The organism is uncultured Rothia sp. (genome assembly GCF_937976295.1).
Classification (GTDB): Bacteria; Actinomycetota; Actinomycetes; order Actinomycetales; family Micrococcaceae; genus Rothia.
Genome location: NZ_CALJRY010000281.1, coordinates 1 through 17078, shown reverse-complemented (window position 1 = coordinate 17078; position 17078 = coordinate 1). Strand labels below are relative to the sequence as shown.

Below are 17078 nucleotides of genomic sequence, written 5' to 3'. Positions count from 1 at the left end.
CCGATCTATTCTTTGACGTACCATGCGCATTATCGTTGGTATTGGAGGGGGCATTGCTGCGTATAAGGCGGCGATGCTCCTTCGTCTTTTTGCGAAGAATGGCGACGAGGTAATCGCCATGCCCACCCCGAACGCGACGAAGTTCGTGGGTGTTCCCACGCTGGAGGCGCTGAGCGGCAACCCCGTCTCAACGGACGTGTTTGACCGTGTGCCGGAGGTAAACCACGTGCGTCAGGCTGAGCGGGCTGACGCCGTGGTGATTGCCCCGGCGACCGCTGATTTGCTGGCTCGTTTGGCGGCTGGTTGTGCGGATGATCTGCTGTCCTCCACGGTGTTGACGACGCACGCCCCAGTGATTTTGGCGCCGGCGATGCATACCCAGATGTGGGAGCATCCGGCGACTCAGGCGAATGTGCAGACTCTGCGTTCGTGGGGTTATCACGTGATTGAGCCTGCGATTGGGCGTTTGACGGGCCCGGATTCTGGTCCCGGTCGCATGCCTGAGCCGGAGGATATTTTCGCGGTGGCGCTGGATGTGATTGCGCGTTTCCCGAAGGGTCAGGTGCACCCGGTGTACACGCCCGGTTACGCGCCGACTGAGCCCCTGTACACGGGTACGGAGCAGGAGCGTCTGGCGGCGGCGCGTGCAGCGACGCTGACTTCGGCGCTGCTGGGTCAGGGTGAGCCCGGTCAGGTTGAGCACAGCCAGGTTGAATCCAGTCAGGCGACTGGCGCATCCGAATCGCAGCGTGGTCCTCTTGCCGGTCGCCTCGTGGTCATTACCGCTGGCGGCACCCGTGAGGCGCTGGACCCGGTCCGCTTCCTCGGCAACCGTTCGACCGGCAAGCAGGGTGTGGCGCTCGCGGAGGCGGCACGCGACCTGGGTGCGACCGTGCACCTGATTGGTGCGAACCTTGAGGTTCCCGCGCCGGAGGGTGTGCAGGTGACCCGCGTGGTGAGCGCCCTGGAGCTGCGTGAGGCGACTCTTGAGGCGAGCGCGGCGGCGGATGTGCTGATTATGTCTGCGGCGGTGGCTGATTTTAGGCCCGCCGAGTTTGCCGAGTTCAAGATTAAGAAGAGCGCCGATTCTGAGGATGCGCCGGTGATTCAGCTGGTGCGTAACCCGGATATTCTGCGTGAGGTCGTTGTGCGCCGCCAGCAGGCTCGTGAGGCGGGGGAGAGCACCCTCGGTCCGAAGCTCATTGTTGGTTTTGCGGCGGAGACCGGTTCGGCGGAGAAGACTCCGCTGGAGCTGGGTCGTGAGAAGCTGCAGCGTAAGGGCACGGATTTCTTGGCGGTCAATACGGTGGGTGTGAATCGTGGTTTCGGCACGGACGATAACACGATTACGCTGCTGTCGACTCTGAATGATGAGGCGCCGGTGTTCTCCGGTTCGAAGAAGGAGCTGTCGGTGCGTCTGTTGGAGCATGTGGCGGCTTTCCTGCCTGAGCTTTCTGCCCCTGAGCTTTCTGCTTAAGTCGACCTGGAGCATCCGCGTATAGTGTCGGAGCGTTCATAGTTCGAAACGTTCGTAGCGTGGAGCCCGTGCGGTATCTCCTGTGGGAGGTATCGTGCGGGCTTTGCTGTATCCGCTGGGAGGCTGTCAGCGCCTCCATTGCTAATCCTTTGGAGAGCATTATGTGCAAGCACTTGTGATGCGGGTTTCTTTCTGCGGGGGTTCCGTTGGGGGGAGCGGCTCATATTTCTGTCATACTGGTGAAATTTCTGACCATACCCCTGAACCGTCAGATAAAGGTCTTGTATCATGGCATAGAGAGTATTTCGCGTCGAAGGGGAAGAAGCACCATGCCCGAGAATCAGAGCAAGCCCGCCACGGTAGAGCCCGTCCAGAGTGAGGAGCGCCCTCAGATTCTGGTGATCACCGGTATTTCCGGTGCAGGCCGCAGCACTGTCGCAAATGTACTGGAGGATGAGGGCTGGTACGTTATCGATAACATCCCGCCGCAGATGCTCGGTTCCCTGGCTGAATTGGTGACCCGTGACGGCGCGCAAGTTCCGAAGGTGGCGCTCGGTATTGACGTTCGCGCCCGCGCCCTGTTCTCCGATCTTCCCGCTGCGATTGAGACTCTGCGCAAGTCCGATATTGACTTCTCCATGCTCTTCCTTGACGCCAAGGACGAGACCATTATTGCCCGCTACGAGGCTCAGCGCCGCCCGCACCCGCTGCAGGGTGAGGGTCGCGTCCTCGACGGCATCCGCGCTGAACGCACTCTCTTTGAAGGTCTGCGCCTCGCTTCTGACCGCACCATTGACACCACCGGCATGAACGTTCACGAGCTGGCTCGTACCGTGCGTGAAATGTTTGCTGAGGGTGCGGATAAGAAGCTGAACCTGACCGTGATGAGCTTCGGCTTCAAGTACGGTGCGCCTTCGGACGCTAACTACATGGCTGATATGCGTTTCATCCCGAACCCGCACTGGGTTCCGGAGCTGCGCCCCCTGACCGGTCAGGACGCCCCGGTGCGCGACTACGTGCTGGAGCACGCGGGCACCGAGGAGTTCATCAGCAACTACCTTGCGGCTCTTCGCCCCGTGCTTGAGGGCTACCGCCGTGAGGGCAAGTACTACGCCACCATCGCAATTGGCTGCACCGGTGGTAAGCACCGTTCCGTGGCTGTGACGGAGGAACTGGCTCGTCGTCTCTCTGCTTTCGGTGAGCTGAACGTGAATGTTCAGCACCGCGACAAGGGCCGCGAGTAAGTTTTTCCCGGCGCGTCCCAACCACCGCGTCGTGATTCATTAGCCGCCGTCCGGCCCTGCACCTGTGGGGCTGGCATACCGTTCCTTCCGGGTATGTGAGGTATTACTATGTCCACTCATTCGACCAGTTATGACACTCAGGGTATTCCGCGCCTGCCGGCTCTGCCGACTCAGGCTCTGCGCCTGTTGAAGACCACGCACCGTTCGCCGAAGGTCACGGCGATGGGCGGCGGTCACGGGCTGTACGGTTCCCTGTCTGCGCTTCGCCACGTCACGCCTGATTTGACGGCTGTTGTGACGGTTGCTGACGATGGCGGCTCGTCGGGTCGTTTGCGTGAGGAGATGGGTATTCTCCCTCCGGGGGATTTGCGTATGGCGCTTTCTGCGCTGTGTGATGACACCGGTTGGGGTCGCACGTGGCGTGATGTGATGCAGCATCGTTTTAGCGCGCCCGAGGGTTATGAGGGCGAATTCCCGCTGGATTACCATGCTCTCGGTAACCTGCTGATTGCGACTCTCTGGCAGCTGCTGGATGACCCGGTTGCCGGTCTGGACTGGGCGGGTGCCCTGCTGAATGCGCGCGGCCGCGTGTTGCCGATGGCGCTGGATCCGATGGTCATTTACGGCACCGTGCTGCGTGAGCATAACGGTGGCGGTATTGAGCGCGTGAAGGTGGTTGGCCAGGTGAACCTTTCGAAGGAGGAACGTGTTCACGATATTGGTCTGTCTCCCGCAAACGCGCGTCCCTGCCCGGAGGCGCTCTCCGCTATTGAAGAATCCGACTGGATTGTTTTGGGTCCGGGTTCGTGGCGCACGTCGGTTCTGCCGCATCTGCTGTTGGACGCTCAGCGTGAGGCGATTATCCGCACGGAGGCGCGCCGCTGCGTGGTCATGAACCTCTCCGACGATAAGGAGACGGTCGGCTTCACCCCGGCAACGCACCTGGATTTGTTGCGCCAGTACGCCCCGAAGCTTCACCTTGACGCGGTGATTGCTGACGCTGACATGCAGGCTGATCACCGTTCCGAGCTGGAGCGTGAGGCTTCTGCGATGGGTGCGAAGGTTGTGTGGGCGCATCTGCGTTCGAGCTCCCAGCCGAATGTGCACGACCCGCTGAAGCTTGCGGCTGCGTATAACGAAGCGTTTGAGCTGAGCTCTTAGGTTTACTGGCTTGAATTTGCTGCTCAGGTGTGCTGCTTGAGCTGGCTGTTATGTGCGCCCTTTTCCTGATTTTTAGACTTAAAAACTACGCCTAGAAGGACCTTTTCATGGCATTAACCACGCTCGTCAAGGACGAACTCGCCAACTACGAGGCAACGAAAGTCTCTGCTCGTAAGGCAGAAATCTCTACGATTCTGCGTTTTACCGGAGGCCTGCACATTGTCTCGGGGCGAATCGTGGTGGAGTCTGAGGTCGACCACGAGGCAACCGCCCACCGCATGCGCCGCACCATTGCGGAGATTTACGGTCACGACTCTGAGCTGACCAGCGTCAGCGGTGGTGGCCTGCGTCGAGGCGGCCGCTACATTGTGCGTGTGGACCAGGGCGGTGAGGCGCTGGCTCGCCAGACCGGTCTGCTGGATTTGCGTGGCCGCCCGGTGCGTGGCCTGCCGCCGGCTGTGGTGAACGGCTCCCTGCAGGATGCCGAGGCGGTCATGCGCGGTGCGTTCTTGGCGCACGGTTCGCTGACTGAGCCGGGCCGTTCCTCCTCCCTGGAGATTACCTGCCCCGGCCCGGAGGCGGCGCTCGCGCTGGTGGGTGCGGCTCGTCGCCTGGACATTATTGCGAAGGCGCGCGAGGTGCGCGGCACCGACCGTGTGGTGGTGCGTGACGGCGAGACCATTTCGCAGCTGCTGGAGCGTATGGGCGCGACCGGCACCCTGACCACGTGGCGTGAGGCGCGCACCCGCAAGGAGGTTCGTGCGACCGCGAACCGTCTGGCGAATTTTGATGATGCGAACCTGCGCCGTAGCGCTCAGGCGGCTGTTGCGGCGAGCGCCCGCGTGGAGCGTGCCCTGCAGATTCTGGGTCATGAGGCGCCGGATCATCTGCGCTATGCCGGTGAGCTGCGTGTGCTGCATAAGCATGCGTCGTTGGATGAGCTGGGTCGTCTGGCTGATCCGCCGATGACGAAGGACGCGATTGCGGGCCGTATTCGTCGCCTGCTGGTGATGGCTGATAAGCGTGCGTCGGAGCTGGGTGTTCCGGGTACTGAGCTGCCGCGCGAGGACTAAGCGAAGGCTAGATTCTGGTCTTAAACGGTGCGGGAAGCTCGTGTGGCCAAGGTGTTTGTGACGGTTTTGTGACAAACCGCAACCCGCTGTTTTTGAACAAAAACCGCATATTTTTCAAAAATGAGCCTGTGGATGGCTCCTTTCGCGTTGTGTGAGGGGAGTTATCCACAGGATCTTTGTGTGCGCTCGTGCGTTCGCGCGCGTGAGCCTAGGGTAGGGGTATGACGAGCATGACCCCCAACCCCGACCAGAACCAGAGCAACCTGCAGAGCCTGAGCGACGTACAGAACCAGGGCGGCGCGCAACGTAGCGCCCGCTCCCTGATGAACAGCCTCTACCGCAGCCCGCGCGCCCGCAAGAACGTTGCGCCGGATGCCGAGGACACTGTGCCGCTGGCTATCTCACCTGAGGTAACGCCGGCGCAGGTAGCCGCCGAGCCCGCGCCTGCCGCCCAGTCTGTACCAACCGGCCAGCATGTATCTACCAACCAGTCTGTATCTACCAATCAGTCTGCGGCATCTGCCCCGGAGTCGAGCAGCTGGGCTGACTGGGATCAGCAGCCCGACTGGAACGAGGTGGATGACTGGGCGGAGTGGGAGCAGGCCGATCAGCCCGGCACCACCCGCAGTACCCGTTGGGGCTTGTCGCCGCGCGTGCTGCTTCTGGTGGCGGTGTTGGCGTTGGTTGCCGTGGTGTGGGGCGTGACCCAGTTTTCGGCGGCGCCGCGTGCCGAGCAGATTGCCTCCCCGAGTGCTACCGCCGAGTCGGTGCAGGCGGTGGGTGCCCAGCAGAGCCCCGGTGCTCAGTCTACTGCTCAGCCGGGCGCTAACCCGAGTGAATCCGCGCAGGGTGGCGCCTCCGGTGAGGCTACCGTGCGGGTGCACGTGGCGGGTGCCGTGAACAACCCCGGCGTGTACACACTGCCCGCGCAGGGCCGTGCTGTGGATGCGATTGCCGCCGCCTCCGGTGCCGCCGCGGATGCTGACCTGGATCGCGTGAACCTTGCCGGTGCGTTGAGTGACGGTGTGCAGATTTATGTGCCGCATCGTGGTGAGACGGCCGCTCCGGCGCAGATTCAGCCCAATGGTGGCACGGCAAATGCCGGTCAGAGTAACGCGGCGAATGGTGCAGCGCAGAACGGCGGTACTCAGCCTCAGCCTGCACGCACGCTGACCGCTTCGGGGAGCGCGCAGAAGGGTTCAACCCCGGTGAACATTAACACCGCCACCGCTGAGGAGCTGCAGACCCTGCCGCGTATTGGTCCGGCGATGGCTCAGCGCATTATTGCCTGGCGTGAGGCGCACGGCGGTTTCCGTAGCGTGGATGAGCTGGATGCGGTGCCCGGTATTGGTCCGTCGATGCTGGAGAATCTGCGCCCGCTGGTGACGGTCTAATGCACCACCAGCAGAACCACCGGCAAAACCGCCAGCAGAACCGCCAGCAGGCAGGGGAGCGGGAACTCTTTCCCGGGTCCTCGCGCCTCACCCGGCGCCTCACCCGGCGCCTCACCCGGTCCGCGGCTACGGCGTATCGCCGCGCCCGCTACCGCTGGAGCATCGGCGCTGAACGGTGGCGTACCCGCCGCGATGAGCAGGAGCTGCGCGCCCAAGGAAGCCTCATTCACCTGGACTTTCGCCTGAGTTTCACGGTGCTGGCACTGTGGGCTTTTACCGCGGCGGCGCTGACCGTGGGCACGTGGCGGGTGGTGCATCCGCTGGCGTGCGTGCTCATTGCCCTGCTGGGGTGTCTGGCGATTCTGCTCTTCTTTCCGCCGCGTGCGGTGATGCCCTACAGCCTGCTGTTTCGCACGACAGGTCAGCTGGTTTTTCTGGCGTGTATTGTGACGGTTCAGGCGGTGCTTCTGTGCGCTACGGGTGTGGATGCATCCCGCGCCACGCTACAGCAGGCGCAGGGTGCCTCGCTTCGTCTGAATGGCACGGTGGAGCAGGTTCGCCGCGTGGATCCGCGCACGACCCTGGTGGTTATTAAGCTGGAGGAAATTCAGGGCCGGAGCGTGCGTGCGCTGGTGAATGAGCGGGTGCGTGTGTACCGGCGTGACGGTTCGGCAAAGAGCGCCGCGCAGCGTTCAGAGGCAAGCTCGGCGGCTAAGCAGCAGGGGAGCGGTACCGGGCGCTCGCAGGCGATCTATCCGGGCATGAAGGTGACCGCCCTCGGCACCGTGGAGTTTAACGGTTCCACGGCGAAGCTGAGCGGCGCAACTATTTTCCCGATGTCTGCCCCCGCCTACGGTGCCGGGTCGAACACCGTCAACCGGCCTGCGGAGGAGCCGTACCTGTCCACGCTCAAGGAACAGTTGCGCACCCGCGCCCTGGACACCCTCGACACGGAGTCGGCGGCGCTGGTTTTGGGCACCGCCTACGGGGACGATTCGCTGATGAGTTCCACCGCGCGGGAGGAGTATAAGCTCAGCGGGCTCAGCCATATTACGGCGGTGTCCGGGGCGAATATTGCCATTGTGTTTTTGGCGGCGTACCGGCTGGTGTTGGCGATTCGCCCGTACCGTTTCGCCAGGGCATACCTGCTGCTCCGCTCGTTGAAAGAACGGCTGTGGGGGAGAGGCACGGCTCATGCTCACCGCCCTGCCCAGCCTCAACAATCCGCCCCGCCAAACGCCCACGCCCTGCCGCCGCTCGTGCACCGGATTAGCACCCTCGCCATTCCGCACCGCGTCATGGTGCTGTGCGGGGTTGCGGCGGTGCTCGCCTACGCCATGCTGCTGGACTCTGAGGGCTCGGTGATTCGTTCCCTCGCCATGGGTCTGCTCGGTGCCTACGCGATGCTGCGCGGTTCGGGTCGTCAGTCCTTGGCGGCTCTTCAAACCACGGTGCTGATATGTCTGCTTGCCGCCCCGCACCTCGCCGTGGATATGGGGTTCGCCCTGTCGGTGACGGCAACCTCCGCGTTGATTCTGCTGGGCCCGCCGCTGATTCGCCTGCTCATGCGCGTCATGCCGGTGTTCTGCGCGGAAATGCTCGCCGCGCCGATCGTGGCGTCCCTGTGGTGTACTCCGCTGATTTTGGCGATGAGCGGTAAGGTGCCGCTCTACTCTGTTCCGGCAAATCTGATTGCCGCTCCTTTGGCGCCGCTGAGTATGCTCGCCGGGCTGGTGGCGCTCGGATTCATGCTCCTGGGTCTGCCCGCTCTGGCGGATCTGTGCCTTCGAGCTGGTGGTCTTGCCGCGCAGGGTATCGAGTGGGCGGCGCACACTGCCGCGCACGCGCCGGGTAACCCGTGGGAGCCCGGTTCGAGCGTGCCGGCGGTGGTGTGTAGCGCCCTCTGCGTGCTGGTGTTGAGTATTGCCCTCTGGTGGGTGGATGCGCGCCGCTACCGTGCGGTCACGCACCGGCAGTATTTGCGGGTGGTACCGCACACCGCGCCCGCCTATCAGCGCACTCATCAGCCCGCCCGTTCTTAACCAACTAACCCTGACCAATTCACCCTGCCCAACGCTAGGAGGCACCCGAGAAGAAAACGCTATGATGGATACTCGAGACTCTACCCGCGCAGCACCCCCGTGCGCAGCGGGGCCGAGTTCAGCCCGTACCCTGCAGATAAAGGCGAGTGATAAGCGTGTCCGAGCGTAAGCGTTCAACCCAGCGTGGTGGTTCCCGAGGCTACGCCCGCCGAGGCGGCCCCGCCCTCGACACCGCGTGGCGTACCGTCACCCCGGCACCCGCCGTCATGCTCTACGGCCCGGAGGAGTACTTCGCCTCCCGCGCCGCGGCACGCCTGCGCGAGCTCTTCCGCAGCATCCACCCGGAGGTGGACCGCGTACAGATTAACGCCGCCACCTACACGGCGGGGGAGCTGACCCTGCACGCTTCGCCCTCCCTGTTCGGCTCGGCAAAGATCATTGAGGTGGAGAACCTCGCCTCCATGAGTGACGAGTTTTTGACCGATACGCTCGCCTACCTGAACGCCCCCGAGCCGGACATCATGCTGATTCTGCACCACTCGGGCGGTAACCGCGGCAAGAAGCTCATCGACCTGGTGCGCTCCCAGTTCGTGCTCATCAACTGCAAGGCGCTCAAGACCGACCGCGAGAAGAGCGAGTTCTTGGCGGGGGAGTTTGCCGCCGCCCAGCGCCCGATTACCGGCGGCGCCCTGGCGTTGCTGACGGCCGCCGCCTCCGACACTGCGGAGCTTGCCGCCGCATGCCAGCAGCTGCTCTCAGACGTACCCGGCGAAATCACCGAGGAGGCGGTGAACCGCTACTACGGCGGCCGCACCGAGGTCACCGCGTTCCGCGTCAGTGACGCCGCGATTTCCGGTAACGCCCCGGAGGCTCTGCGTCTGCTCCGCCACTCCCTTGCCACCGGCACGGAGCCGATTCCGATGCTTGGCGCGCTCGCCATGCGTATCCGCAATATTGCGCGCGTGCACCACGTGCGTATGAGCGCTAACGAGCTGGCGCGTGAGGTGGGCATGGCACCGTGGCAGGTTGAGCAGGCTCAGCGTGACGGCCGCCGTTTTACCGGCGCGCAGTTGGCGCATATTGTGCAGCTTCTGGCTGATGCGGACGCCCAGCTGAAGGGTGAGTCGCAGGATGCGGTGTATGCGGTGGAGCAGGCTGTTTTGGCGATTGCTCTACCTCCGCGCCTGTAGTGCATAATAGAGCCCATGCTCGAAATTCTGAAGAAAATTTTCTTTGCCCTGCTGCCCTTCCTGCAGAAGGCGGCAGAGGATGCCCTCAACGACGCTACTGCGTCTAAGGGCGGCTCCGAGTCCTCCCAGAAGGGTGAATCTCACAAGGGTGAATCTCGTCAGGGTGAGGCTCGTACCTCCGGCTCTTCGGCGCCTAAGCCGAGCGCCCCGAAGTCTTCCTCGGCAAACACCTCGGCAAAGTCCTCGGCGCATAAGCCTTCCGCACCGGCTTCGACCGGCGCATCCGGCGGTTCGGATTACCCGGGCGATTACCGCGACATGATCAACTTTGAGTACTCGCCCTCCCTGGACGGCGACGCTGACCCGGGTGAAATCGTGTGGACGTGGGTTCCTTTCGAGGAGGACCACTCGCAGGGTAAGGACCGCCCGGTGCTTCTGGTGGGTCGTGACGGTGAGTACCTGCTGGCGCTGATGATGACCAGCAAGGACCACAATAACCGTGAGCACGCTGATCCGAATTACCTTGATATTGGTTCGGGCCCGTGGGATCCGCAGGGCCGCGCCTCTGAGGTGAAGCTGAACCGTGTGATTCGTGTTCGCCCGGGTGCGATGCGCCGTGAAGGTGCGATGATGCCGGAGGATACGTTCCGCCTGATTGAGCGTGCGTGGACTCGCCGTAACGGCTAACTCCTGTGCTTGATGCCGGGATACTTTATACCGGGAACCTGCAAGGGGGACCGGCGTTAGATGTGGAGGCTGCGTGTAGCGGTTTTCACAGTATTTTTCTCTCCGCGAGGGTCTGTCGTGGAGGCTGTTCATCTGGTATTATGTGTGGTTGAGTGTCCGATGGTCATCGGGCACTGCTGGCCGGTTGCCATAGGCATCCCCACGCCGCTCAGTCGATGATCGGCCAGCGTCGCCCTCACCGACCAATAAGACAAAACAGAAAGTTTAATTGTGGCTAACATTAAGTCTCAGAAGAAGCGTATCCTCACCAACGAGAAGGCTCGCCTGCGTAACAACGCTGTAAAGTCCGAGCTGAAGACCGCGACCCGCAAGGTCAAGGTTGCTGTTGAGGCACAGAACAAGGAAGCTGCTGTTGAGGCTCTGCGTTTTGTGAACCGTAAGCTGGACAAGGCTGTTTCCAAGGGTGTTCTGCACAAGAAGACCGCTGCAAACAAGAAGTCCGGTCTTGCTACGCTGGTAAACAAGGCTTTCTAAAACTTGCGGGGTACGTGAGTATCTCTCTGGTTTAAGGGCAGAGACCCCCTGTGTTCCCCCTCCTCTAAGGGGAATGCAGGGGGTTTCTTTATGCCCGGATTCTTCGCCCATTCTTGGCACGGATTCTTTGGAGGCACCCGCCCGGTGACGAAACCGCTTGCGGGTTGCGCGGGAGCCCGTATAGTGGGAACTATCGGCGGTACCGCACAACCCGCGCCTATCGTGAGCGCCCTAAACGGCGTTGCACGCATCGCCGGGGAAAACGCGAGTGCGCCGCCGATACACACCACACAACTACCAACCATACAACCACCGACCACGAGCTAAGGACAACGATGAGCCAGCCGAACTTCCCTCCCGCCCGACTCTTTGACGCTTTCGCCAAGCCCGCCTCCACAGAACAGCCCGCGAAGAAGGGCCTGCTCGGCAAGCTGCGCCTGAGCGAATCCTCCGAGGAGGACAACTACACGACCGTCATGCTGGTCGGTTTCAACTCCGCGAAGGAACCCCCGGGCAACGGTGAGGACGCCCTCGACGTGATTCACCGCGCGTTCGACCCGTGCGATGAGAGCCCCGGCTTCGACATGGACGACTTCTACGACTACGCTTCCGTCGCCCCGCAGCTGCTGAACAATGACGACTCCGAATCCACGGTTCTGGTGTGGCCCAAGATTTTCTACAACATGGTCACCATCCCGGAGCGCCGCCTGCGCCTGCTCGTGGTGACCGGCCCCGCCCCGAGCCTGTGCCTGCAGCGGTTCATGACCCGCTTCTTCAAGTACGTGAAGAAGCTCCACGTGGACCACGCGATCTTCGTTGAGACCTTTGAGGATCAGGTGGCGCACACCCGCCCGTACCCGTACACGCTGACCACTCACGACGAGAAGCTGGCGGCAATCCCCGGTATTCTGCACGAGGACTACACCGGTCCCACCTCGGTGACGATGGCGATGTCTGCGCTCGCCGCCGAGCACGGCCTGTCTTCTTCGGTCATGCTGCGTATGAGCATCCCGGGGTATCTGAGCTTTGACCAGCAGAACCCGCGTGCGGTCGTGAGCCTGATCGAGGCGCTGGAGGTCATCCTCGGTATTAAGGTCGAGTCGGAGGAGTACGACCGCCTGCGCGCCCACGCTGATGAGTGGGAGGCGGAGCTCGCCGAAGAAATGGCGAAGGACTACGAGAAGGTTGAGCTGGTGCGTGAGATTGAGCAGAAGATGGATTCGACTCTGCGCACTGTCTCCGGTGAGGTGATTGCCGAGGATATTGAGGGGTACCTGGATTCCCTCAGCGGCGCCTCCGAGGGGGTAAATCCTGGCGATGATGGTGCGGAATCCGCGGAGGATTCTTCGGAACGCTAGGTCCGTTCGCACATATGGCGCGGGTATGGGAAAATGATAGGTAACTATGCCCATACCCGCAGCCAGCATCTCGAAAGGATGATGTGATTGGCACCCATGTCGAAGAACCCGCCCGTTCCGGCGGCGACCGACCCCGCGATTATTCGCAACTTCTGCATTATCGCCCACATTGACCACGGTAAGTCCACCCTCGCAGACCGTATGCTGCAGGCCACCGGCGTGGTTGCCCCGCGCGATATGAAGGCGCAGTACCTGGATCGCATGGACATTGAACGTGAACGCGGCATCACCATTAAGTCTCAGGCTGTGCGCATGCCCTGGGATGTTGACGGCACCTCCTACGCGCTGAACATGATTGACACCCCCGGCCACGTGGACTTCACCTATGAGGTGTCCCGCTCCCTGGCTGCGTGTGAGGGTGCGCTTCTGCTCGTGGATGCCGCCCAGGGTATTGAGGCTCAGACCCTGGCGAACCTGTACCTGGCGATGGAGAACGACCTGACCATCATCCCGGTGCTGAACAAGATTGACCTTCCCGCGGCGCAGCCCGATAAGTACGCTGAGGAGCTGGCGAACCTGATTGGTTGCGAGCCGGACGAGGTTCTGCGCGTATCGGGTAAGACCGGTGAGGGCGTGGAGGCGCTGCTGGACCGTATTGTGGAGGCGATTCCCGCCCCGCAGGGTGACGCATCCGCCCCGGCGCGTGCCATGATTTTTGACTCGGTGTACGACTCGTACCGCGGCGTGGTCACCTATGTGCGTGTTGTGGACGGTAGCCTGCAGCCGCGTCAGAAGATTAAGATGATGTCCACCGGCGCTGAGCATGACCTGCTCGAAATCGGTGTGATTTCGCCGGAGCCTGTGCCGTCGAAGGGCCTGGGCGTGGGCGAGGTGGGTTACCTCATTACCGGTGTGAAGGACGTCCGTCAGTCCCGTGTGGGTGATACCGTTACTTCCGCCGCTAAGCCTGCGCAGGAGTCTCTGGGCGGTTACGAGGACCCCAAGCCGATGGTGTTCTCGGGCCTGTTCCCGATTGATGGTTCGGACTACCCGGCGCTGCGTGACGCACTGGATAAGCTGAAGCTCAACGACGCCGCGCTGATTTACGAGCCGGAGACTTCTGCGGCTCTGGGCTTTGGTTTCCGCTGTGGCTTCCTGGGTCTGCTGCACCTGGAGATTGTGCGTGAGCGCCTGGAACGCGAGTTCAACCTGGACCTGATTTCGACCGCACCGAACGTTATTTACGACGTGGTGGATGAGGCGGGTAACGCTAAGCGCGTGACCAACCCGAGCGAATTCCCCGAGGGTAAGGTCGCGATGATTCGCGAGCCCATGGTGGCGTGTACGATTATTGCCCCGAGCGAGTACATTGGCGCGATTATGGAGCTGTGCCAGGCTCGCCGCGGCCAGATCGGCGGTATGGATTACCTGTCTGAGGATCGTGTGGAGATGCGTTACCGCCTGCCCCTGGCAGAGATCGTGTTCGACTTCTTCGATCAGTTGAAGTCCCGTACCCGCGGTTATGCGTCGCTGGACTGGAAGTTCGACGGTGAGGAAGAGGCCGACCTGGTGAAGGTCGACATCCTGCTGCAGGGTGAGAAGGTGGATGCGTTCAGCGCCATTACTCACCGCGATAAGGCGTACTCGTACGGCCTGATGATGACGTCTAAGCTGCGTGAGCTGATTCCTCGCCAGCAGTTTGAGGTGCCGATTCAGGCGGCTATCGGTTCGCGTATTATTGCCCGCGAGAATATCCGTGCGATGCGTAAGGACGTTCTGTCGAAGTGTTACGGCGGCGATATTTCGCGTAAGCGTAAGCTGCTGGAGAAGCAGAAGGAAGGCAAGAAGCGCATGAAGATGGTCGGTCGTGTGGAGGTTCCTCAGGAAGCCTTCATTGCGGCACTGTCTTCGAGCGAGGAGAAGGAAAAGAAGAAGTAGCCTCTTTCGCTGCTGTAGCTTTTCCGGCTGTGTGCTGACCTGTTTGAGTGGAGAACCCGGCTGGTGCCTCGTGTACCGCCGGGTTCTCTGCTGTCTAACTTAGAAAATACAGCAATTTGCGTAGGACATTCCTGAGATGACGAACTAACTTGGCACGCATCAGGGGTGCAGTTACCCTTGAAGTATGGAATTTGTGGAACGCGCTGAGATACGACGACAGCAGGCTATGAGCGCTCTCGATGAGAAGAGTCAAAGCGACCAAGGTCAGTTTTTTACCCCGCTCGCAGTCGCGCAGATGATGGCGCAGATGTTGCCTCTTCCAACTTCCAATAATGTTCGTATCCTAGACCCTGGCGCAGGATCTGGCATATTGACAGCAGCAGTTGTGGACCGATTTACACGAGAATCTCCAGAAACTAATCTTGAGATTATTGCTGTAGAAAAAGATTCTGAGCTCATCCCTGCGTTGAAGAATACTCTGAAAGATTGTTCTCGCCCCGGGGTACATCTTGAATACGTTAATCAAGATTTTATTGAATGGGCTTTGCAAGGTCAGAGCCTGTTTGACTATGTTATTCAGAATCCACCGTATTTTAAGATTGCAAGTAAGTCAGAAGTAGCCCAAATTCTACGCTCGCATGGGTGCAATGTGCCCAATATGTATGCTGCCTTCATGTCCCTAGGTGAGCGCCTTTTGAAGGATGGTGGCTATCAGGTGTCCATTACTCCGCGTTCATGGATGAATGGAACCTACTACACTGCTTTTCGCCAAGATTTACTCAAAAAATCTAGTATCGATTCTATCCATAGTTTTGAGTCCCGTTCTTCTGTTTTTGGAGAGTCTGGAGTACTCCAAGAAACAGTTATCACTGGTATGTATAAGGGAGTAGCAAAATCTCATGTGCAGCTAAGTGTATCGCATGACCATAAGGGAACAGTCTCTACGCGTTCGGTTCCGTACACTCAAGTTGTAACTGGTGATTTTATCTTTGTCCCCAATACAGATTATGACGGGGAGATTATTGAGCGAATGTCCCACGCCAAGGAAACATTATCCTCTTTGAATCTGAATGTTTCGACGGGTAAAGTGGTGGGTTTCCGCTCTCGTGAGATTCTTCTTGAGAATCAACTTGTTGGTTCTCTACCTCTCATTCATGCTTCCCATATATTTAATGGACAAGTAATCCACCCGCTTGAATCTTGCAAGAAAGAACAGTGGGTTGATGGGTTCCATCCAAATACTGCAAAAAATGTCATTCCGTCAGGCTGGTATGTCCTTGTAAAGCGTTTCTCTGCAAAAGAAGAGAAGCGTCGCATAAGCGCAGCCTTGTACCATTCAAATAACTTGTTCGCAATAGATAATAAGGTAAATTATATTCACAATAATGGCTCGGGTCTTGAAAAGGACGTCGCTATAGGAATTGAGCGATGGCTAAATTCAGCCCAAGTAGACGATTATTTTCGCATTTTCAGTGGGCATACCCAGGTAAATGCTGGAGATTTGCGTCAACTTCCGTTTCCGTCAATAAGTTCTTTGCGAAAACTTGCCCATTCAAAACAACCGACTCAGGACATTTCTGAGATTCTTTCAGATAATATCGAATCTCTACAGATTATGGAGGAGAAAGCTGTATGACCATGATTGAAGAAGCTAAAAACCTTTTAAAACTCTTTGAATTTGACGAAAAGCGAACCAACGATATGGCCGCAAGGACTCTTCTGTCGCTGTTGAACCTCCGTGAAGGAGATTCCTGGAGCCGGGCAACAAATAATCGGTCTGGAGTGCACGGTCTAATGGAATGGATGAGAAATAATTTTGATTACCCAATTGCAGAAAACTCCAGAGAGACTGTACGCAGAGAGGTTCTTCATCAATTTGTAGCGGCAGCTTTTTGCGAACACAATGATGATGATCCGGACCGCGCGACTAACTCACCCAAGAATGTTTATAGGGTTAGCCCCAATGCGCTAAATGTGATTCGTATGTACTCGGGAAACGATGATAATTCTAGTGAATTTGCTATTGCCCTTGAAGAATATCTAGCATACGCTCCGAGCCTAGTGGAATTGCAACGTGAAGAGCGTAGAATGGCTAAGATTCCGGTTCGTATGCCCTCGAATGAAATTGTATACATTAACCCTGGTGGTCAAAACAAATTAATTAAATCTATGGTTGAGGAATTTTGTCCTCGATTTATACCAGGAGGGAGGGTTCTATATATTGGCGATGCTGATAACAAGACGGCGTATTATAAAGAAGAATATTTTGCCTCGCTTGGAATTAATCTTGATATGCATGGAAAGATTCCCGACTTGGTTGTATACCAGGAGGATAAAAATTGGCTCTTTTTGATGGAGGCAGTAACAAGTCACGTCCCAGTAAGTGCTCTCCGTAGAGATAGGATTTGGGATTAAAGATAAAGAACTTGCCTTTGAAATCAACCGTCATAAAGTTCCCTCCTTAAGGTCCATAAGGATTTTTCTGATTAAGCCTCCAACTGAGACTTGAGGTCTGACCAAAGGGCATCCAATCCCATGCCGGTTAAGAGTGGCAAGCCCATAATCACCTTGTCCTTGATAGAATCTGGCACCACTGTCGTCGAAATCACCACATCATAGTCATCAATTCGGTTAACCTCTTCGGCCACCTTGGATTGGAATACTTGGACAGAATCGCTATAACCATTTGCTTTCAACCAATCTTTGACCTTACCTGCAACAACCGTAGAAGTGGCAATACCTGAGCCACACATAATTAAGAGTTTCTTCATTACTTTTACTCCTTCCTAGGATTTGCGTACCTTATTGACATAGTAGAGACCTGCTAGCGAAACCAGAAGTACTAAAGTTAAGATGACCCAAGGCATATGATTGCCCGCGAAAATGAAGAGCCAGGTTGGCCAGAGTCCACCTTCTGCCATAGCCGTTACACTGGTGTTGCCACCTAAGTCGAAGTTAGCTGATTGAGCAGCTTTGGTAA

The 17078-nt window shown here is 58.9% G+C and carries 14 protein-coding genes and 1 pseudogene; 13 read left to right on the top strand and 2 right to left on the bottom strand.

The annotated features are described in order from the left end of the window. Positions 1–22 precede the first annotated feature (22 nt). The 13 genes from Q0216_RS07465 to Q0216_RS07405 all read left to right on the top strand — a co-directional run bounded on the left by Q0216_RS07465 (position 23) and on the right by Q0216_RS07405 (position 16513). On the top strand, positions 23–1477 hold the full coding sequence (locus Q0216_RS07465) for a phosphopantothenate--cysteine ligase family flavoprotein (RefSeq protein ID WP_298594197.1): 1455 nt from the start codon (positions 23–25) through the stop codon (positions 1475–1477). Between the two features lie 329 nt (positions 1478–1806). After that, positions 1807–2721: an RNase adapter RapZ gene (gene rapZ / locus Q0216_RS07460; RefSeq protein ID WP_298594195.1), complete on the top strand. Its 915-nt coding sequence runs from the start codon at positions 1807–1809 to the stop codon at positions 2719–2721. Between the two features lie 108 nt (positions 2722–2829). Further along, on the top strand, positions 2830–3882 hold the full coding sequence (gene yvcK / locus Q0216_RS07455) for a uridine diphosphate-N-acetylglucosamine-binding protein YvcK (protein ID WP_070600003.1): 1053 nt from the start codon (positions 2830–2832) through the stop codon (positions 3880–3882). A 107-nt stretch (positions 3883–3989) separates the two neighbouring features. Further along, positions 3990–4955, top strand: coding sequence for a DNA-binding protein WhiA (gene whiA / locus Q0216_RS07450; protein ID WP_298458649.1), 966 nt, complete (start codon positions 3990–3992; stop codon positions 4953–4955). 221 nt (positions 4956–5176) lie between these two features. Next, positions 5177–6349, top strand: a complete 1173-nt coding sequence (locus Q0216_RS07445; protein ID WP_298594192.1) for a ComEA family DNA-binding protein — start codon at positions 5177–5179, stop codon at positions 6347–6349. Continuing rightward, positions 6349–8391: a ComEC/Rec2 family competence protein gene (locus Q0216_RS07440; protein WP_298594190.1), complete on the top strand. Its 2043-nt coding sequence runs from the start codon at positions 6349–6351 to the stop codon at positions 8389–8391. Before Q0216_RS07445 ends, Q0216_RS07440 begins: the two co-directional genes overlap by 1 nt. Positions 8392–8546: 155 nt before the next feature. Then, a complete protein-coding gene (gene holA, locus Q0216_RS07435) occupies positions 8547–9581 on the top strand; it encodes a DNA polymerase III subunit delta (protein ID WP_298594187.1) in 1035 nt (344 codons plus the stop codon). Between the two features lie 15 nt (positions 9582–9596). Further along, positions 9597–10268: a type II toxin-antitoxin system PemK/MazF family toxin gene (locus tag Q0216_RS07430; protein WP_298594186.1), complete on the top strand. Its 672-nt coding sequence runs from the start codon at positions 9597–9599 to the stop codon at positions 10266–10268. Between the two features lie 270 nt (positions 10269–10538). After that, positions 10539–10802, top strand: coding sequence for a 30S ribosomal protein S20 (rpsT, locus tag Q0216_RS07425; RefSeq protein ID WP_298594184.1), 264 nt, complete (start codon positions 10539–10541; stop codon positions 10800–10802). A 335-nt stretch (positions 10803–11137) separates the two neighbouring features. Then, positions 11138–12160 (top strand): PAC2 family protein, encoded by a 1023-nt coding sequence (locus Q0216_RS07420; protein ID WP_298594183.1) that lies wholly within the window; start codon positions 11138–11140, stop codon positions 12158–12160. An 87-nt stretch (positions 12161–12247) separates the two neighbouring features. After that, positions 12248–14098: a translation elongation factor 4 gene (gene lepA, locus Q0216_RS07415; protein WP_298594181.1), complete on the top strand. Its 1851-nt coding sequence runs from the start codon at positions 12248–12250 to the stop codon at positions 14096–14098. Positions 14099–14291: 193 nt separating this feature from the next. Beyond that, positions 14292–15734 carry an Eco57I restriction-modification methylase domain-containing protein gene (locus Q0216_RS07410; RefSeq protein WP_298594179.1) on the top strand — a complete coding sequence of 481 codons (1443 nt, stop codon included), beginning with the start codon at positions 14292–14294 and terminating at the stop codon, positions 15732–15734. Continuing rightward, positions 15731–16513, top strand: coding sequence for a BsuBI/PstI family type II restriction endonuclease (locus tag Q0216_RS07405; RefSeq protein WP_298594177.1), 783 nt, complete (start codon positions 15731–15733; stop codon positions 16511–16513). Before Q0216_RS07410 ends, Q0216_RS07405 begins: the two co-directional genes overlap by 4 nt. A 71-nt stretch (positions 16514–16584) precedes the next feature. On the opposite strand, the gene Q0216_RS07400 is transcribed toward Q0216_RS07405, so the two are convergent. Next, positions 16585–16869: a PTS sugar transporter subunit IIB gene (locus Q0216_RS07400; protein ID WP_023391217.1), complete on the bottom strand. Its 285-nt coding sequence runs from the start codon at positions 16867–16869 to the stop codon at positions 16585–16587. 15 nt (positions 16870–16884) lie between these two features. Further along, a pseudogene (locus Q0216_RS07395) lies at positions 16885–17078 on the bottom strand (PTS galactitol transporter subunit IIC); the annotation flags it as partial.